15 protein-coding genes and 4 tRNA genes are annotated in these 16116 nt (G+C 63.8%); 9 read left to right on the top strand and 10 right to left on the bottom strand.

The window, feature by feature from the left end:
• Window position 1 precedes the first annotated feature (1 nt).
• The 6 genes from tuf to ATF69_RS02570 form a co-directional block, all read right to left on the bottom strand.
• Window positions 2–1192 (bottom strand): elongation factor Tu, encoded by a 1191-nt coding sequence (gene tuf, locus ATF69_RS02595; protein WP_099731469.1) that lies wholly within the window; start codon window positions 1190–1192, stop codon window positions 2–4.
• 74 nt (window positions 1193–1266) lie between these two features.
• Window positions 1267–1341, bottom strand: a tRNA-Thr gene (locus tag ATF69_RS02590).
• A gap of 60 nt (window positions 1342–1401) precedes the next feature.
• Window positions 1402–1475: transfer RNA gene (locus ATF69_RS02585), tRNA-Gly, on the bottom strand.
• 74 nt (window positions 1476–1549) lie between these two features.
• A tRNA-Tyr gene (locus ATF69_RS02580) sits at window positions 1550–1635 on the bottom strand.
• Between the two features lie 102 nt (window positions 1636–1737).
• Window positions 1738–1813 (bottom strand) — tRNA-Arg (locus ATF69_RS02575).
• A 69-nt stretch (window positions 1814–1882) separates the two neighbouring features.
• On the bottom strand, window positions 1883–2539 hold the full coding sequence (locus ATF69_RS02570; protein ID WP_146869810.1) for a TetR family transcriptional regulator: 657 nt from the start codon (window positions 2537–2539) through the stop codon (window positions 1883–1885).
• Between the two features lie 188 nt (window positions 2540–2727).
• On the opposite strand from ATF69_RS02570, the gene ATF69_RS02565 reads away from it, so the two are divergent.
• The 4 genes from ATF69_RS02565 to ATF69_RS02550 all read left to right on the top strand — a co-directional run bounded on the left by ATF69_RS02565 (window position 2728) and on the right by ATF69_RS02550 (window position 9622).
• Complete coding sequence (locus tag ATF69_RS02565; protein ID WP_146869809.1) at window positions 2728–4023, top strand: efflux RND transporter periplasmic adaptor subunit; 1296 nt, start codon at window positions 2728–2730, stop codon at window positions 4021–4023.
• 13 nt (window positions 4024–4036) lie between these two features.
• Window positions 4037–7192 (top strand): efflux RND transporter permease subunit, encoded by a 3156-nt coding sequence (locus ATF69_RS02560; protein WP_056059085.1) that lies wholly within the window; start codon window positions 4037–4039, stop codon window positions 7190–7192.
• The gene (locus ATF69_RS02555) at window positions 7185–8618 is read left to right on the top strand and encodes an efflux transporter outer membrane subunit (RefSeq protein WP_146869808.1); all 1434 of its coding nucleotides are present in this window, start codon (window positions 7185–7187) and stop codon (window positions 8616–8618) included. The genes ATF69_RS02560 and ATF69_RS02555 overlap by 8 nt, the downstream gene beginning before the upstream one ends.
• A gap of 155 nt (window positions 8619–8773) precedes the next feature.
• Complete coding sequence (locus ATF69_RS02550) at window positions 8774–9622, top strand: c-type cytochrome (protein WP_146869807.1); 849 nt, start codon at window positions 8774–8776, stop codon at window positions 9620–9622.
• Between the two features lie 151 nt (window positions 9623–9773).
• On the opposite strand, the gene ATF69_RS02545 is transcribed toward ATF69_RS02550, so the two are convergent.
• The 3 genes from ATF69_RS02545 to ATF69_RS02535 form a co-directional block, all read right to left on the bottom strand.
• Window positions 9774–10322: a DUF2946 family protein gene (locus tag ATF69_RS02545; RefSeq protein WP_146869806.1), complete on the bottom strand. Its 549-nt coding sequence runs from the start codon at window positions 10320–10322 to the stop codon at window positions 9774–9776.
• Window positions 10315–11328 (bottom strand): YheT family hydrolase, encoded by a 1014-nt coding sequence (locus ATF69_RS02540; RefSeq protein ID WP_146869805.1) that lies wholly within the window; start codon window positions 11326–11328, stop codon window positions 10315–10317. Before ATF69_RS02540 ends, ATF69_RS02545 begins: the two co-directional genes overlap by 8 nt.
• Window positions 11329–11395: 67 nt before the next feature.
• Window positions 11396–11848, bottom strand: a complete 453-nt coding sequence (locus tag ATF69_RS02535; protein ID WP_056059073.1) for a YybH family protein — start codon at window positions 11846–11848, stop codon at window positions 11396–11398.
• 214 nt (window positions 11849–12062) lie between these two features.
• Between ATF69_RS02535 and ATF69_RS02530 the strand changes: the two genes are divergently transcribed.
• The 5 genes from ATF69_RS02530 (at window position 12063) to ATF69_RS02510 (ending at window position 15405) form a co-directional block, all read left to right on the top strand.
• Window positions 12063–12674, top strand: coding sequence for a LemA family protein (locus ATF69_RS02530; RefSeq protein WP_108500185.1), 612 nt, complete (start codon window positions 12063–12065; stop codon window positions 12672–12674).
• 32 nt (window positions 12675–12706) lie between these two features.
• Window positions 12707–13627 (top strand): TPM domain-containing protein, encoded by a 921-nt coding sequence (locus tag ATF69_RS02525; protein WP_146869804.1) that lies wholly within the window; start codon window positions 12707–12709, stop codon window positions 13625–13627.
• 104 nt (window positions 13628–13731) lie between these two features.
• Entirely contained in the window at window positions 13732–14169 is a 438-nt protein-coding gene (locus tag ATF69_RS02520) for a TPM domain-containing protein (RefSeq protein ID WP_342212235.1), read from the top strand.
• A gap of 562 nt (window positions 14170–14731) precedes the next feature.
• The gene (locus ATF69_RS02515) at window positions 14732–15019 is read left to right on the top strand and encodes a hypothetical protein (protein ID WP_056746105.1); all 288 of its coding nucleotides are present in this window, start codon (window positions 14732–14734) and stop codon (window positions 15017–15019) included.
• Window positions 15020–15108: 89 nt separating this feature from the next.
• On the top strand, window positions 15109–15405 hold the full coding sequence (locus ATF69_RS02510; RefSeq protein ID WP_146869802.1) for a DUF4148 domain-containing protein: 297 nt from the start codon (window positions 15109–15111) through the stop codon (window positions 15403–15405).
• A gap of 292 nt (window positions 15406–15697) precedes the next feature.
• Here the strand turns inward: ATF69_RS02510 and ATF69_RS02505 are convergent, their stop codons facing one another.
• Window positions 15698–16114 carry a F0F1 ATP synthase subunit epsilon gene (locus tag ATF69_RS02505; protein ID WP_015012216.1) on the bottom strand — a complete coding sequence of 139 codons (417 nt, stop codon included), beginning with the start codon at window positions 16112–16114 and terminating at the stop codon, window positions 15698–15700.
• Window positions 16115–16116 lie beyond the last annotated feature (2 nt).

Raw genomic sequence — 16116 nt, 5'->3', positions numbered from 1 at the left:
ATTAAGCAATGATCTTGGCCACGACGCCAGCGCCCACGGTACGGCCGCCTTCGCGGATAGCGAAGCGCAGACCTTCTTCCATGGCGATGGGGTTGATCAGCTTCACAGTGATCGACACGTTGTCACCAGGCATGACCATTTCCTTGTCGGCTGGCAGCTCGATGGCGCCAGTCACGTCGGTCGTGCGGAAGTAGAACTGGGGACGGTAGTTGTTGAAGAAAGGAGTGTGGCGACCTCCTTCGTCCTTGCTCAGCACATACACCTCAGCCGTGAAGTGGGTGTGGGGCTTGATCGAGCCGGGCTTGCACAGCACTTGGCCACGCTCCACGTCTTCGCGCTTGGTACCGCGCAGCAGCAGGCCGACGTTGTCGCCAGCTTGGCCTTGGTCCAGCAGCTTGCGGAACATTTCCACGCCGGTGCAGGTGGTCTTTTGCGTGTCGCGGATACCCACGATTTCGATTTCTTCGCCGACCTTGATGATGCCGCGTTCCACGCGACCGGTCACCACGGTGCCGCGGCCGGAGATGGAGAACACGTCTTCCACGGGCATCAGGAAGGCACCGTCCACAGCGCGCTCAGGCGTGGGGATGTAGGTGTCCAGGGCTTCGGCCAGCTTCATGATGGCTTCTTCACCCAGCTTGCCCTTGTCGCCTTCCAGGGCGAGCTTGGCGGAGCCACGGATGATGGGGGTGTCGTCGCCTGGGAAGTCGTACTTGTCCAGGAGTTCGCGCACTTCCATTTCGACGAGTTCCAGCAGTTCTTCGTCGTCCACCATGTCGCACTTGTTCAGGAACACGATGATGTAAGGCACGCCCACTTGGCGAGCCAGCAGGATGTGCTCGCGGGTCTGGGGCATTGGGCCGTCAGCAGCGGAGCAGACCAGGATAGCGCCGTCCATCTGGGCAGCGCCGGTGATCATGTTCTTTACATAGTCGGCGTGACCAGGGCAGTCCACGTGAGCGTAGTGGCGGTTGGCCGTTTCGTATTCCACGTGGGCGGTGTTGATCGTGATACCGCGGGCCTTTTCTTCGGGCGCAGCGTCGATCTGGTCGTAGGCCTTGGCTTCGCCGCCGAACTTGGCGGACAGCACGGTAGCGATAGCTGCCGTCAGCGTCGTCTTGCCATGGTCCACGTGACCGATCGTGCCCACGTTCACGTGGGGCTTGGTCCGCTCGAATTTTCCTTTTGCCATTTTTCCGACTCCGAAAAAAATCTAAATCAACACAACAGGATCTCGGCGCAACCAGAACCGGACGCACCAGAAAATGGTGCCCATGGCGGGAATCGGACCCGCGACCTCTCCCTTACCAAGGGAGTGCTCTACCACTGAGCCACATGGGCAATTGGCGCCGCTCGCACAACACCAAAAATCTCTACTCAACAAACCAGCACAACAAACAATGGAGCGGGAGACGGGAATCGAACCCGCGTCATTAGCTTGGAAGGCTAGGGTTCTACCATTGAACTACTCCCGCGCAGACCACCGGCCTTTGCGAACCCAACTTTGCACTCGCAAAGTTAAGCATCACTCTCAACACTGCTCACTCACTGGTGGAGGGGACTGGATTCGAACCAGTGTAGGCGTAAGCCAACAGATTTACAGTCTGCCCCCTTTAGCCACTCGGGCACCCCTCCGGAGAATTTCGAATTATAGCACCAAATTTTTACGCATTCAGAAATTAAACGCATTTGACGCTCTTCACAAACGCTGTAAGCGCTCGCTGCTGCATGTACCGTTGGTGCGGCTGGCGGGGATCGAACCCACGACCCTTGGCTTCGGAGGCCAATACTCTATCCACTGAGCTACAGCCGCATACCTCTGATTGACGCAGCCTTTGATTATTGCACGCGGCAAGCATCCAAACAAACAAAGCCCTGGCGCTCAGCCACCACAGGATGCAGCAGGCACTTTCGTACCGACCAGCGACAACCCCACACCACGCAAAAATGCGTCGGTGCTGGCGCCACCTACACCAATGAGATCAAAGCCACCGTCATTCAGAATCCAGTTGCGGATCAGCCCATCAAAAAGGGCATGCAGGCTGATGGCCGCGTCCATCGCCGACATCGACAGCACCACCCCTTGCGACTCAGCAGCCAGCGCAAAGTCGCGCGCCAGCTGCTGCGTAAACCCTTCGGAGGCCGCCACATGGCGCTCGCGCAGCCCCATCAGCTCGTTCACGTATTCCACCTTGTACAACGCAATCTCGAAAACCCTTCGGGTGTGCTCGTCCGAGGCCACACTGCGCAGCACCAGCGCCATCACCGCCCGAAGGCGTTGCACAGGATCGGCGCAGGTGCTGTCTTCAAAACTGGCAAAACCCTGTTCCAGCGGCAGCGTGACACGGTCCATCATGGCGCTAAACAGATCCACCTTGTCCTTGAAGTGCCAGTAGATCGCACCACGCGTGGCTCCCGCCGCCTGGGCAATATCACTCAGCGACGCGCGGGACACCCCTTTTTCCCGAAACACCAACTCAGCCGCATCGATCAACCCGTTGCGGGTTGCGATTGCATCTTCTTTTGTCCGGCGCGCCATAGTCAAACATCCTGTTGAGTCTCCAAAACCCCTACGACTGCCTAGGGGCATCTGCAGCAGTCAACAATTATACATTCATGTCTGTATGTATAATTTCTGATCAAACTGTCGGGGCATTGAGCGAAGTGCTCCAGACCTCCCACTTTTTTTCCAAATCCCTTTTTTTGACGCCCACCCAAAGGACTCTCATGCCTCAACTGCGTGACGCATCCGGCACCCCTTACTTGCGTGCCACCACCACCCGACGAGTGCTTTCGCTGGCTGCCATCAGCGCAGCGGTACTGCTTGTGTCCGCCTGTGGCAAGGCCGATGGACAGGCCGCCGGGGCAGGCGGTCCCAAGCCGCCCCCGGTCGAAGTGGGAGTCGTTACCGCCACGCCCGGCGACGTGGGGCTGATCACCGAACTGCCTGGCCGCGTGGAAGCGTCTCGGGTTGCCCAAGTGCGCGCACGGGCCGCCGGCATCCTTCAGCAGCGCGTGTTCAAGGAAGGTAGCGACGTCAAGGCCGGCCAGGTGCTGTTCCGCATTGATCCCGCTCCCTACGCCGCAGCGGCAGAGAGCGCGCGCGCCAGCCTCGCCAAGGCCCAGGCCAATCTGGCACAGGCCAGCGCACAAGCTGAGCGCTATCGCCCCCTGGTTGCAGCCAATGCCATCAGCAAGCAGGACTTTGTAAACGCAGAGGCGGCCGAGAAACAAGCCCAGGCCGACGTGGCGGCCGCCAAGGCTGCTGTGCGCACCGCCGACATCAACCTCAGCTATGCCAGCGTGACCTCCCCCATCTCCGGCCGCATTGGCCGCGCACTGGTCACCGAAGGCGCCTTGGTCGGCCAGGGCGAAGCGACCGCATTGGCTGTGGTGCAGCAGATTGACCCGGTGTACGTGAACTTCACCCAATCGGCCGGTGACGTCTTCCAACTGCGGCGCGCTATGGAAAGTGGGCAGTTCAAGCGCGCTGGCGGCAGCCAGGCAGCCAGCGTCAAGCTGGTGCTCAGCGACGGATCTGAATACGCACAAGCTGGCAAGCTGCTGTTCACGGACTTGTCGGTGGACTCCACCACCGGCCAGGTCACCCTGCGCGCAGAGGTGCCCAACCCCAAGGGCGAGCTGCTGCCCGGACTGTATCTGCGTGTGCGGATTGAACAGGCACAGGCCAGCAACGCCATCACCCTGCCCCAGCAGGCTGTCACGCGCACCCAGCAGGGCGACACGGTCAGCGTGGTTGGCGAGGACGGCAAGGTGTCGCAGCGCACCGTCAAGATCAGTGCCGCACAGAACAACCGCTGGGTGGTGCTGGACGGTCTGAAGGCGGGTGAAAAAGTGATGGTGGACGGCTTCCAGAAGCTGCAGATGCTGCCTCCCGGAACCCCGGTAAAGCCCGTTCCATGGCAAGCACCAGGCACGCCTGCGCCGGCAGCAGCGACTGCCTCAGCGCCAGCCTCCGCAGAGGCGCCGGCAGCGCCCGCTTCGGCCGCATCCAAGCCATAAGGGGCAATCCAGCATGGCCAAATTTTTCATTGACCGCCCCATCTTTGCGTGGGTGATTGCGCTGTTCATCATGGTGATGGGCGGCGTAGCCATCACGCAGCTACCCATTGCACAGTACCCGCCGGTGGCACCACCGTCCATCGTCATCAACGCGGCCTACCCCGGCGCATCGGCGCAAACCCTCGAAGACAGCGTGCTGTCGGTCATCGAACGCGAGATGAACGGCTCCCCCGGGCTGATCTACATGGAATCGGTCGCGCAGGCCGATGGTTCCGGCAGCATCACGCTGAGTTTCCAGCCCGGCACCAATGCCGACCTGGCGCAGGTGGACGTGCAAAACCGGCTTTCACGGGCCACGCCGCGTCTGCCTTCTGCCGTGACACAACAGGGCGTTCGCGTGGACAAGTCGCGCTCCAACTTCCTGCTGTTCACTATGCTGTCGTCTAGCAACCCGGCCACCGACACCGTGGCCTTGGGTGACTATGCGTCGCGCAACGTGGTGCCAGAACTGCAACGCCTTAAGGGTATTGGCCAGGCCCAGCTGTTTGGCACGGAGCGCGCCATGCGCATCTGGATCGATCCGGCCAAGATGGTGAGCTACAACCTGTCGGCAGCAGAGATCACCGCCGCCATCCGCGCCCAGAACGCCCAGGTGGCCAGCGGCACCATTGGTGACCTGCCCAATGTCGCGGGCCAAGGCATTGCCGCCACCGTGGTGGTCAATGGGCAACTGTCCAGCGTTGAACAGTTCGGCAACGTCGTGCTGCGTGCCAACACCGATGGGTCCACCGTGCGCATCAAGGATGTGGCGCGTGTGGAACTGGGCGGCCAGGCGTACGCCACCGCCGCACGCCTGAACGGAAAGCCCGCCGTGGGCATCGGCGTTCAGTTGTCGCCCAGCGGTAACGCACTGGAGGCCGCCAAGGACGTACGCGCGAAGATGGATGAGCTGTCACGCTACTTCCCCGAAGGTATGAGCTGGAGCATTCCTTACGACAGCTCGCGCTTCGTGGACATCTCCATCAAGCAGGTCGCAGAAACCCTGGTCGAGGCCGTGGTGTTGGTGTTCCTGGTGATGTTCCTGTTTCTGCAGAACTGGCGCTACACCATCATCCCGACGATCGTGGTGCCGATTGCGCTGCTGGGTACGTTTGCCACACTGCTGGCGCTGGGGTTCTCGATCAACGTGCTGACCATGTTTGGCATGGTGCTGGTGATCGGCATCGTGGTGGACGACGCCATCGTGGTGGTGGAGAACGTTGAGCGCATCATGAGCGAAGAAGGCCTGTCGCCGCTGGAAGCCACGCGCAAGGCCATGCGCCAGATTTCGGGCGCCATCATTGGCGTGACGGTGGTGCTGATCTCGGTGTTCGTGCCGCTGGCATTTTTTGCAGGCTCCACGGGCAACATCTACCGCCAGTTCTCGGCGGTGATGGTGGCATCCATTGGCTTCTCAGCCTTCATGGCCCTGTCGCTCACACCGGCACTGTGCGCCACCCTGCTCAAGCCGGTCGAGGCGGGGCATCACCACGAGAAGACTGGCTTCTTTGGCTGGTTCAATCGCGGCTTTTCGCGCACTGCCAAAGGCTATGAGGGCTTTGTGGCCCGCATGCTGCGGCGCGCCGCGCGTTACCTGGTGATCTACGCAGCCATCATCGGCGCCGTGACCGTAGTCTACATGCGCCTGCCGACCTCGTTCCTGCCCAGCGAAGACCAGGGCAACATCATCGTCAACGTGCAATTGCCACCGGGCGCCACGCAGGAGCGTACGCTGGCCGTGATGGAGCAGGTCGAAGGCTTCATCCTCAAGCAGCCCGAGGTGCAAAGCATGGTGGGCGTGCTGGGCTTCAGCTTCTCCGGCCAGGGGCAGAACGCGGCCCTCGCCTTTGTGACCCTCAAGGACTGGAGCGAGCGCCATGGCCCCGGTCAGTCGGCACAGGACGTGGCCAACCGCGCCTTTGGTGCGCTGATGGGCATTCGCGATGCTTTCATCTTCCCGTTGAGCCCCCCGCCCATTCCCGAGCTGGGCAACGCCAGCGGCTTCACGTTCCGCTTGCAGGACCGTGGCGGCGCGGGGCACGAGGCCCTGGTGAAAGCCCGCAATCAGTTGCTGGGCATGGCCTCGCAGAGCAAGGTGCTCACGCAACTGCGCCCCGATGGTCTGGAAGACGCTCCGCAGTTGCAGATCGACATAGACCGCGACAAAGCCAACGCGCTGGGTGTGCCGTTTGATGCCATCAACTCCGCGCTGTCCACCGCGCTGGGCTCCAGCTATGTGAACGACTTCCCGAACCAGGGCCGCCTGCAGCGGGTGGTGGTGCAGGCCGATGCGCCGGCGCGCATGCAGCCCGACGATCTGCTGCAGATCAATGCCACCAACAGCCAGGGCAAACCGGTGCCGCTGTCGGCGTTCGCGACCACGCGCTGGGTGACCGGCGCGCAGCAAACCGTGCGCTACAACGGCTACCCCGCCATGCGCATTTCCGGCTCGCCAGCGCCGGGCTACAGCACGGGAGCTGCCATGGCCGAGATGGAGAAGCTCGCTGGCCAACTGCCCCAAGGCTTCGGTTTTGAATGGACCGGCCAGTCGCGCGAAGAAAAGCTCGCAGGCTCGCAGTCGCTCATCCTGTACAGCTTTGCAATCCTGGCCGTGTTCCTGTGCTTGGCTGCGCTGTACGAGAGCTGGTCGATCCCGCTGGCCGTGATCCTGGTGGTGCCCCTGGGCGTGCTGGGCGTGCTGCTGGCCACCTTGCTGCGCGGCTATGCCAATGACGTGTACTTCCAGGTGGGCCTGATCACCATCATTGGCCTGTCAGCGAAAAACGCCATCCTGATCATCGAGTTCGCCAAGGACCTGCAGGCCCAGGGCAAGGGCGTGATCGAGTCGGCGTTGGCCGCCGCGCATTTGCGGTTCCGCCCCATCGTGATGACCTCGATGGCGTTCGGCCTGGGCGTGCTGCCACTGGTCGTCGCGTCGGGTGCAGGCTCTGCCAGCCAGCGGGCCATCGGCACCGGCGTGCTGGGCGGCATGGTCACTGGCACCGCACTGGCCGTGTTCTTTGTGCCCGTGTTCTTTGTGGTGGTGCGCAGCCTGTTCAAAGGCAGCGCGCGCCAGCAGGAAATGAACCGCCGCCATGCCGAAGAAGCAGGAGTTGGAACCCATGAATAAGAACCGAAGTACCCCCATTGCGTTGGCAGCAGCCACGGCGGCTGCGCTGCTGGCTGGCTGCTCGTTCATCCCCACCTATGAGCGCCCGCAACCCCCCGTCCCCGCCACCTACGCCGGCGGGGCGGCAACGACCAACAGCGCAGCTGCGCAGTCGGGAGCCACCGTGCCCTGGCAGAACTACTTTGCCGAGCCACGCCTGCAACAGCTCATCGACATTGCGCTGGCCAACAACCGCGACCTGCGTGTGGCCATGCTCAACATCGAGCAAGCTCGGGCCACCTACCAGGTGCGCCGGGCCGACCTGTACCCGGGCGTGGGACTGGCCGCCAATGCCAGCCGGGCCCCTGCCACGGGCACGGGCAACCTGACCAACTCGTTCAGCGTGGGTCTGGCCGTATCCGCATGGGAAATCGACTTCTTTGGCCGCATTGCGAGCCTCAAGGAGCAGGCACTCGCCCAGTACCTTGCCACGGAAGAAGGCCGCAACGCTGCACAGGTGAGCCTGGTGGCGGCAGTGGCCAATGGCTGGCTGACACTGCTGGCCGACGAGGAGCTGCTGGACCTGTCGCGCCAGACCCTTGCATCGCGCGAGGAGTCGGCGCGCCTGACCCGGATGCGCCTGGACGCGGGTGTGGCATCCGAGCTCGACTTCCGCCAGGCCGAGTCGCTCACCCAGGCGGCCCGCGCCACGCTGGCGCAACAGCAGCGCCAGCGCGCGCTCGACGAAAACGCGCTGGTCCTGCTGGTGGGCCAGGCACTGCCGCAAGACGTGCGCGCCAGTCTGGCCGGTGGCAAGCTGGCCGACGCGCCTGCGATGGCAGCGTTGCCTGCCGGCGTGCCGTCGGAGCTGCTCACCCGCCGGCCGGACATCCGCCAGGCGGAGCAGCAACTCATCGGCGCCAACGCCAACATCGGCGCTGCGCGGGCGGCGTTTTTCCCGCGCATCTCCCTGACGGCGCAGGCAGGCACAGCCAGCGGCGAGCTGTCCGGCCTGTTCAAGAACGGCTCCTGGGGCTTCACCATCGCGCCATCCCTGCTGCTGCCCATTTTTGACGCAGGCCGCAACCAGGCCAACCTGGACAGCGCCCGGGTCGGCCGGGAGATTGCCGTGGCGCAGTACGAAAAAGCCATCCAGACCGCGTTCCGCGAGGTCTCGGATGCACTGGCGGGGCAAGCCACGCTGGGCGAACAGGCCCAGGCCCAGCAACAGCAGGCCCAGGCAGAGGCCGCGCGCCTGCAACTGGCCGACCTGCGCTACCGCAACGGCGTGGCCAGCTATCTGGATCTGCTGGACGCACAACGCTCGCTGTTCACGGCCCAGCAGGCAGTGGTGCAGGTGCGGCTGGCGCAACTGCAAAACCAGGTGTTGCTGTACAAGGCACTGGGGGGTGGAGCGCCCGACACCAGCGCCCGGCTCCCCTCCTGACGCCCTGCGCGGGAGCGAGCGCAGCCCCCGGGGCGCTGCGCTCGCTCTGGGGCAAACCCGTGGTTGTCTGCATCCAGCGGGGATGGGAATAACCATCCCCGCAGATATAATTTAAGGTTGATTACACCGAAGCCCCCGATACACCTGAGGACGACATGAGCGACAACCACCACGAAGAAGCCCATACCGGCCCGATCAAGAACCCCAAGCAGTTGCTGGTCGCGGTACTTTTCTCGTTTGTGATTCCGATCTTTGCCATCATTGGCTTGGTCCTGTATGTGACGTCGGCGGACAAGCCCGCTGCCGGTGCCGTCAACCCCGAAAAGGCCATCGCCGAACGCATCCAGAAGATCGGCATGGTCGAAGTGCGCGACGCCAACCGCCCTCTCAAGAGCGGCGAAGAAGTGTTCAAGGCCCAGTGCTCGGCCTGCCATGCCTCCGGCGCTGCAGGTGCCCCCAAGTTTGGTGATGCCGCTGCCTGGGCTGCTCGCATCGGCACCGGGTTTGAAGCTCTGGTGCAGTCGGCCCTGAAGGGCAAGGGCGCCATGGCCCCCCAAGGTGGCGGCGACTTCAACGACACCGAAATTGCGCGCGCTGTGGCCTATATGGCCAATGCGGGTGGGGCCAAGTTTGCCGAACCTGCTGCTCCCGCAGCCGCTCAGGCAGACGCAGCACCAGCCGCCGCTCCTGCACCAGCACCCGCCGCAGCCCCTGCAGCTGCTGCGCCCACTGTAGCGGTAGCTGCCGCACCTGCAGCCGCCGCAGCAGGCGCTGGCGAGGCTCTGTACAAGCAGGCTTGCCAGGTGTGCCACGCTGCCGGTGTGGCAGGTGCTCCCAAGTTTGGTGACAAGGCCGCCTGGGCCGTTCGCCTGCCCGCAGGCATCGACGCGCTGTACACCAGTGTCGCCAAGGGCAAGGGCGCCATGCCTCCGCGTGGCGGCTCCCAAGCCTCTGACGCCGATCTGCGCGCCGCCGTGGAGTTCATGGCAGCTGCCGCCAAGTAAGGCAGCGCCTCACCCTGCGCGGGCGGGGTAGAACCCCACCCAGAAAGCCGGTCCTTGCGACCGGTTTTTTTTCGTCTTGCAGCTTATCCAGTGCCGTGGTGAGCCGCTCTGAGTGCCTGCAACTCCGGGCTGAAGGCGGTGGGGCGGAGCTTCAGGTTGGCGGAGGGGCCCCGGCTTGCGATCGGGCGCGCGGACTGCAGACATACCCGTAGCGTGCCGGAAGGTCCTGCGCCTGTACGTCCTGCGGCGTCCAGCGTCCGTCGGTCACAGCCTCTGCAGCCAGTGCCACATCCAGCGTGTGCACCAGCCCCAGGCCCAGGTCTGTCTCCAGGTACACACGGCCCTGCTCGTCCAGCAGGCAGTGGCGGACCGACGCCTCCCGGCCCGTATGGCTGATGGCGCGCAGGTCTTGCTGCTGCAGACGCCAGACCCAGGGCGTGGCCTCCAGCTCGACATACACGCGCTGGGGGCCGTTTTGAAAGAACCACTGCCCCTGGTCGTCAGGCTCGTAGTTGCGGGCTATGAACGCGATGAGCTTGTCGTGCTGCAGCAACGACCCTTTGCTGTGCGGAAACGTACCCGCTGCCTGCACCGCGTCGTCGCGCAGATACCAGTGGCCGCGCGCATCCAGGCCCAGCCAGCCATAGCAGTCGGGCACATTGGGCCATTTGGCCAGTGCCTGTTTGACGATGTCATCCATGGGCGGATTGTGCGCCGTGCAGCGCCAGCGCCCCACTGTGCTCGGCCAGCCACCCTCCCACGGCGTCGGGCATGGCACGCACGTGCCCGGGCGGCAACCCGCGCGGGAACCCCACATGCCCGCCATGCGGCGGCTGCCAGAGCGTCACATGGCGTCCCACCTCGCGCACGCCCGGCAGGCTGCCAGCGGGCACAAAGGGGTCATTGCGCGCGTTCACCACCAGCGCCGGAATGCGGATGCGGTGCAGCAGCGGCTTGGCCGACGCGCGCAGCCAGTAGTCCTCGGTGTTGCGAAACCCGTGGACGGGCGCTGTGAACACGTTGTCGAACGCGTACAGGTCCCGCGCGGCCAGCAGCGCCTGCCGGTCAAACAGCCCCGGGTGCTGGGCCAGCTTCTGCAGTGCCTTGGGCACCAGGGTGCGCATGAACATGCGCGTGTACACCAGCCGGTTGAAGCCGCGCCCGATGGCATGGCCGCCCGCCGCCAGGTCGATGGGCGAGCACACGGCCGCCACCGCATCCGCGCTGCGCGCAGCGTCAGTGCCCACTTCGGCGGCCCAGCGCAACAGGGCGTTGCCACCCAGTGACACTCCTACCGCCATCAGCGGCCCCTGGTGGTGCACACGCAGCTGCTGCAGCATCCAGCCGATCTCCGCATGGTCTCCCGAGTGGTAGGCGCGCGGGGCACGGTTGATCTCCCCGCTGCAGCCGCGAAAGTGCGGCAGCGCGCAGGCCCAGCCGCGCTCGCGGGCCAGGTCGGCAAAGGCTTCGCAGTAATGGCTGCGTGATGAGCCCTCCAACCCGTGGAACACCACCAGCAGCGGCCTGGGAGCGTCAGCCACCACACCGTCCTGGAGAAAGTCCACATCGACAAAATCGCCGTCGGGGGTGTCCCAGCGCTCACGGCGGTACTCGGGACGCGGGCCGAACACACGGCGTGCGTACAGCGCGGGCCAGATCGTTTGCAACTGGCCACCGGGGAGCCAGCGAGGCGCTATGTATTTCATAGCTTTCAAGGCATATTTTGTCGGCGCATACAGCCAATTGGGCCCAAAATTCTCACGCAGGGGCCTCTCAATGCAGAACGGGGCGCTGCGCCAGCACATCCACCTGGGCGTCGGGCGCCACGCCCGGGCTGGCGTGGTGGGCCACCATGCGCCAGCCTTCGGGGGTCTTGTGGTACACGTTGGTTGCCATGACCACGGCCTGGTGCAGGCCGTCAGGCAGCATCACCTCGACCTGCTCGACCACGCTGTGCACGGCACTCGACAGCGCCACCACGCGGTGCACCTGCGCCGGCCGGGCACGCACTGTGCCATGGGAGAACATGGCCTCGAACGCGGCACGGATGGCGGCGGGCCCCAGCAGGCGCGGCCCGCCCGGGTGCACACAGACAATCTCGTCATCGTCCGCCCAGCAGGACATCAGCAGCTCGATGTCACCGCGCTGCAGCGCCTCATAAAACGCTGTTTCGGTTTCATCCGAAGAGCCACCCAGGGTGGCTGCTTTTGATCGGGCGCGGGGCATGTTAATTCTGGTGGTAAGTGGGTCGGAACGGCGTGACAGGTGCAACGTTAGCCTGCTATTGTGCGGCGGCGGTGCAATGCCTTGCTGCCCACCGATTTTGTACGCGCTCGGGCGGGGGCCTACCATCGCTGGTCTCCGACCATTTTGCGGACTGGCGCCCTCCGGTTTCTGGCACAGTCATCCCATTTCTCCATCGGCGGACTCCACCATCATGATGATCCAACGTCTTCTTGCCCTCCTCACCTTGCTCGCCGCCACGCTCACGCTGAGCGGCTGCGGCTACAACGACTTCCAGCGCCTGGACGAGCAATCGAAGGCCGCCTGGAGCGAAGTGCTCAACCAGTACCAGCGCCGTGCCGACCTGGTGCCCAACATCGTCGCCACCGTGAAGGGCGAGGCCAACTTTGAACAGGAGACGCTGACCAAGGTGGTCGAGGCCCGCGCCAAGGCCACGGCCATCCAGGTCTCGCCCGAGACGCTGAACAACCCCGAGGCTTTCAGCAAGTTCCAGCAGGCCCAGGGAGAGTTGTCCAGCGCCCTGTCGCGCCTGATGGTCGTGTCCGAGCGCTACCCCACCTTGCAGGCCAACCAGGGCTTTCGCGACCTGCGGGTGACGCTGGAAGGCACCGAAAACCGCATCACCGTGGCCCGCAACCGCTACATCCAGACCGTGCAGGAGTACAACGTGCTGGCCCGCAGCTTCCCCACCAACCTCACGGCCATGGCCTTCAGCTACGCCCCCAAGCCCAGCTTTACCGTCGCCAACGAGGCCCAAATTTCCGTGCCACCCACGGTGGATTTTTCCGCCTCCAAAGCCAAGCCCTGAACACCCCTTGCAGGGCCTGATGTGAGCTAAATATGCTGCTAGCGCCTATCCGATATGCCCTGATAGCTATATTATTTATAGCTGCATGGCCTATCTTTGGCTGGGCCCAATCGGAGCCGCTGGCTGTGCCCCCGCTGACCGGCCACGTCATTGATCAGACCGGCACGCTCAGCGCCGCAGACACCCAGGCGCTGGAGGGCCAGCTGGTCGCCCTCGAAAAAGCCCGCGGCTCGCAGGTCGTCGTGCTGATGGTGCCCACCACCGCACCAGAGGACATCGCCGCCTATGCCAACCGCGTCGGCAACCAGTGGAAGATCGGGCGCCGCGACGTGGGTGATGGTGTGCTGGTGCTGGTGGCCAAGAACGACCGCAAGATGCGCATCGAGGTTGCCAAGTCTCTGGAAGGTGCCATCCCCGACATCGCAGCAGCACGCATCATCGACGGCGCGATGAAGCCCCGCTTTCAGCAAGGCGACTTTGCCGGCGGCCTGAGCGCTGCGGTCACGCAGATCGGCGCGCGCATTGCGGGCGAAGCCCTGCCCGCCCCGGCTGAGAGGTCCGCCCCTGCCGCTGGGGGCAGCAGTCATGGCCTGTTCGACTGGACGGACTTTGCCATCTTCCTGTTCTTCGGCGTCATGGTGGCCGGCCCGTTGGCTCGCAGCCTCCTGGGGGCTGCGCTGGGCGGACTGGCGGTAGGAGGCGGCGTAGGCGCCCTGGCGTTCGTGTTCACCTCCAGCCTGCTGCTGTCGGTGGGCGCGGGCGTGATTGCGCTGCTCTACACCTGGCTTTTTGGAGGCAGCAGCGGCCCCATCAGCCTGGGGCATGGCGGCGGAGGCTCCGGGGGCTGGAGCAGCGGCAGCTCGGGCGGATTCAGCAGCAGCAGTGACAGCGGCGGCTTCACTTCGGGCGGTGGGGGCGATTTTGGTGGCGGCGGTGCATCGGGGGACTGGTGATGGGTGTTGAGAACAGCGGGCAACCAACGCACACGCTATGGCGTTCCATCTGGAGGCTCGTCCACCATCGCTGGCACGACGCCTTCGGCCGATCCGCCATCCCGTTGCAAGCACTGCAGCGCCTCGGCGCGCAGGTCGCTGCCAGCGAGTTGCAGCACACCGGGCAAATTCGCATCGTGGCGGAAGCGGGGCTCCCCTGGAGCTACCTGCGCCGTCACGCCAATGCACGCGAACGCGCGCTGATGCTGTTCAGCAAACACCGCGTGTGGGACACCGAACACAACAACGGCGTGCTGATCTACCTGCTGATGCCGGAACATGCGTTCGAGATCGTCGCCGACCGGGGCCTGGCACGGCATGTCCCACCCACCGCATGGCAGGAGATGGCGACAAAGATGTCGGCCCAGTTTCAGCAAGGCCGCTACGAAGAAGGCCTGGCGCAGGCCGTGGGGGCGGTAGGCGCCCTGCTGGCGGAGCACTTTCCGCGCGCCACCGATTCGCCCTCCGTCAACGAGCTACCCGACGCGCCGCTCCTGCGCTGAATACCGGCTGGCGGCCATCCCGAGCATCTACAACGCGACACGCATCAGAGCGCCCAGAGGGCGGCCATTGTGTGTATGGGTGGACTGCCGCTCAGCCTGACGGCACGTGCAGTTCAGCCGCAAACTGCTTTCCATGGGCATTGAATTGAACACCCCACATCCAGCCCCTGCAGGCCACATTGCGGAGCTAACCCGCTGACTCTGCGCAGGTGCGCCCGTCACACGCCTTCGGCTCTACAGCTCTGCAGCTCTGCAGCTCTGCACTCTGCCACCGTCCTGAATATGTACCCGGGTTATCCATCAGCAGGTAACTATCTCCGGCCGAACCAGTGCCCTAAGCCAACGGACTTGTCCTCATCCCACCTTCATTGTTTCCAATACTGGAACAGTTAGTTCGCGACCCGGTGGTTTTTCTCTGCACCCCACCGGCGTACAGTTCATCCCATCGATGAGCCGAACCCGCAAGGCGACTCACCGAACCCGGTCCCAGGCAGCTTTCTTTGTTTTTGGCGCTTTGTTCCGGTTTTTTGAGCCGCTTCTTTAACTTCAAGGATTTTTCATCATGAACAACACCGCACGTTTCCTGTCTATCGCCGCTGTCGCCGCTTTCGCTTCTTTTGGCGCCCAGGCTGACGAAGCCGATGCTTCGCAGTTCGCCACCAAGTTTGAAACCAACCGCACCCGCGCTGAAGTGGCTGCCGAAGCTGCTACCGTGGCCCAGACCCGCTCGATCGAACCCGCTGGTTCGCGTGTGGTGACCTACAAGTCCACGGCTGACCGCGCTGCCGTGCGTGCCCAGGCTGCTGAAGCAGTGCGCACTGGCCAGATTTCTTCGGGTGAGCGCGGCTGATTCACCAGGGGCGGCTGAATCTGCCGCCCTGGTTGCGCCGTATCTCTCAGTACCCAAGTCCTCTTTTTAGAATTTTTCGGAGTTTCACCATGAACAAGTCTGTCCGTTTCCTGTCCGTTGCTGCTGTCGCCGCTTTTGCCGCTTTTGGTGCCCACGCTGATGAAGCCGATGCTTCGCAGTTCGCCACCAAGTTCGAAACCAACCGCACCCGTGCTGAAGTGGCCGCCGAAGCCGCTACCGTGGCCCAGACCCGCTCCGTCGAACCCGCTGGTTCGCGTGTGGTGACCTACAAGTCCACCGCTGACCGCGCTGCCGTGCGTGCCCAGGCTGCTGAAGCCCTGCGCACCGGCCAGATCTCTTCGGGCGAAATCGGCAACGCGATGTAATTGCCAGAGGCCCCATGCGGACTGCATGAGGGCTTTGTGAAAAGTGCCAATGCAAAAGGCCGGGGCCCTGTGAGGGGCCCCGGCCTTTTTTGTGTGGCGGGCAACCGTTTCGCTTCGGAGCAGCGCTAAGAGTCACCGACCATCCACATCAAACGGAACTCATGGCAATCCACGGCTGGGGTGGAGTGTATGCATCATGGCAAGGCCAATGCTGGAGGCCATCCACACGGCACAGAAATAAAAAAACCCGGCATTGCCGGGTTTTTTGCCGCACACGGGTGCTCGCAAAAGCTTACTTCTTCTGGCGGAACTTGCGCAGTGCCGCAATCTGGGCTGCCATAACAGCCAGCTCGGACTGGGCCTTGGCCAGATCGATGTCGCTCTTGGCGTTCTTGAGCGCTTCTTCGGCTGCAGACTTGGCTGCGTTGGCCTTCTCGTCGTCCAGGTCCTTGCCACGGATGGCGGTGTCGGACAGCACGGTCACGCAGTTGGGTTGCACTTCCAGAATGCCACCGGCCACGAAAACGAACTCTTCGCCACCGTCAGCCATTTCGATGCGCACCGAGCCCGGCTTGATGCGGGTGATCAGCGGGGTGTGGCGGGGGTAGATGCCCAGTTCGCCAGCTTCGCCGGGCAGAGCGACAAAACGCGCTTCACCGGAGAAGATGGACTCTTCGGCACTGACCACATCAACGTGGATGGTGTTCATCA

This window comes from Acidovorax delafieldii, assembly GCF_007993815.1.
In the GTDB taxonomy this organism is placed as follows: Bacteria; Pseudomonadota; Gammaproteobacteria; order Burkholderiales; family Burkholderiaceae_C; genus Acidovorax; species Acidovorax delafieldii.
This window is presented reverse-complemented; position numbering and strand designations above follow the sequence as displayed.

Bases quoted from the DNA above. Each gene is read 5' to 3' on its own strand.
- ATF69_RS02550 (WP_146869807.1), top strand. From the start codon at position 8,774: ATGAGCGACAACCACCACGAAGAAGCCCATACCGGCCCGATCAAGAAC.
- ATF69_RS02515 (WP_056746105.1), top strand. From the start codon at position 14,732: ATGAACAACACCGCACGTTTCCTGTCTATCGCCGCTGTCGCCGCTTTC.
- tuf (WP_099731469.1), bottom strand. From the start codon at position 1,192: ATGGCAAAAGGAAAATTCGAGCGGACCAAGCCCCACGTGAACGTGGGC.
- ATF69_RS02570 (WP_146869810.1), bottom strand. From the start codon at position 2,539: ATGGCGCGCCGGACAAAAGAAGATGCAATCGCAACCCGCAACGGGTTG.
- ATF69_RS02565 (WP_146869809.1), top strand. From the start codon at position 2,728: ATGCCTCAACTGCGTGACGCATCCGGCACCCCTTACTTGCGTGCCACC.
- ATF69_RS02505 (WP_015012216.1), bottom strand. From the start codon at position 16,114: ATGAACACCATCCACGTTGATGTGGTCAGTGCCGAAGAGTCCATCTTC.
- ATF69_RS02510 (WP_146869802.1), top strand. From the start codon at position 15,109: ATGAACAAGTCTGTCCGTTTCCTGTCCGTTGCTGCTGTCGCCGCTTTT.
- ATF69_RS02525 (WP_146869804.1), top strand. From the start codon at position 12,707: ATGCTGCTAGCGCCTATCCGATATGCCCTGATAGCTATATTATTTATA.
- ATF69_RS02545 (WP_146869806.1), bottom strand. From the start codon at position 10,322: ATGGATGACATCGTCAAACAGGCACTGGCCAAATGGCCCAATGTGCCC.
- ATF69_RS02560 (WP_056059085.1), top strand. From the start codon at position 4,037: ATGGCCAAATTTTTCATTGACCGCCCCATCTTTGCGTGGGTGATTGCG.
- ATF69_RS02535 (WP_056059073.1), bottom strand. From the start codon at position 11,848: ATGCCCCGCGCCCGATCAAAAGCAGCCACCCTGGGTGGCTCTTCGGAT.
- ATF69_RS02530 (WP_108500185.1), top strand. From the start codon at position 12,063: ATGATCCAACGTCTTCTTGCCCTCCTCACCTTGCTCGCCGCCACGCTC.
- ATF69_RS02540 (WP_146869805.1), bottom strand. From the start codon at position 11,328: ATGAAATACATAGCGCCTCGCTGGCTCCCCGGTGGCCAGTTGCAAACG.
- ATF69_RS02555 (WP_146869808.1), top strand. From the start codon at position 7,185: ATGAATAAGAACCGAAGTACCCCCATTGCGTTGGCAGCAGCCACGGCG.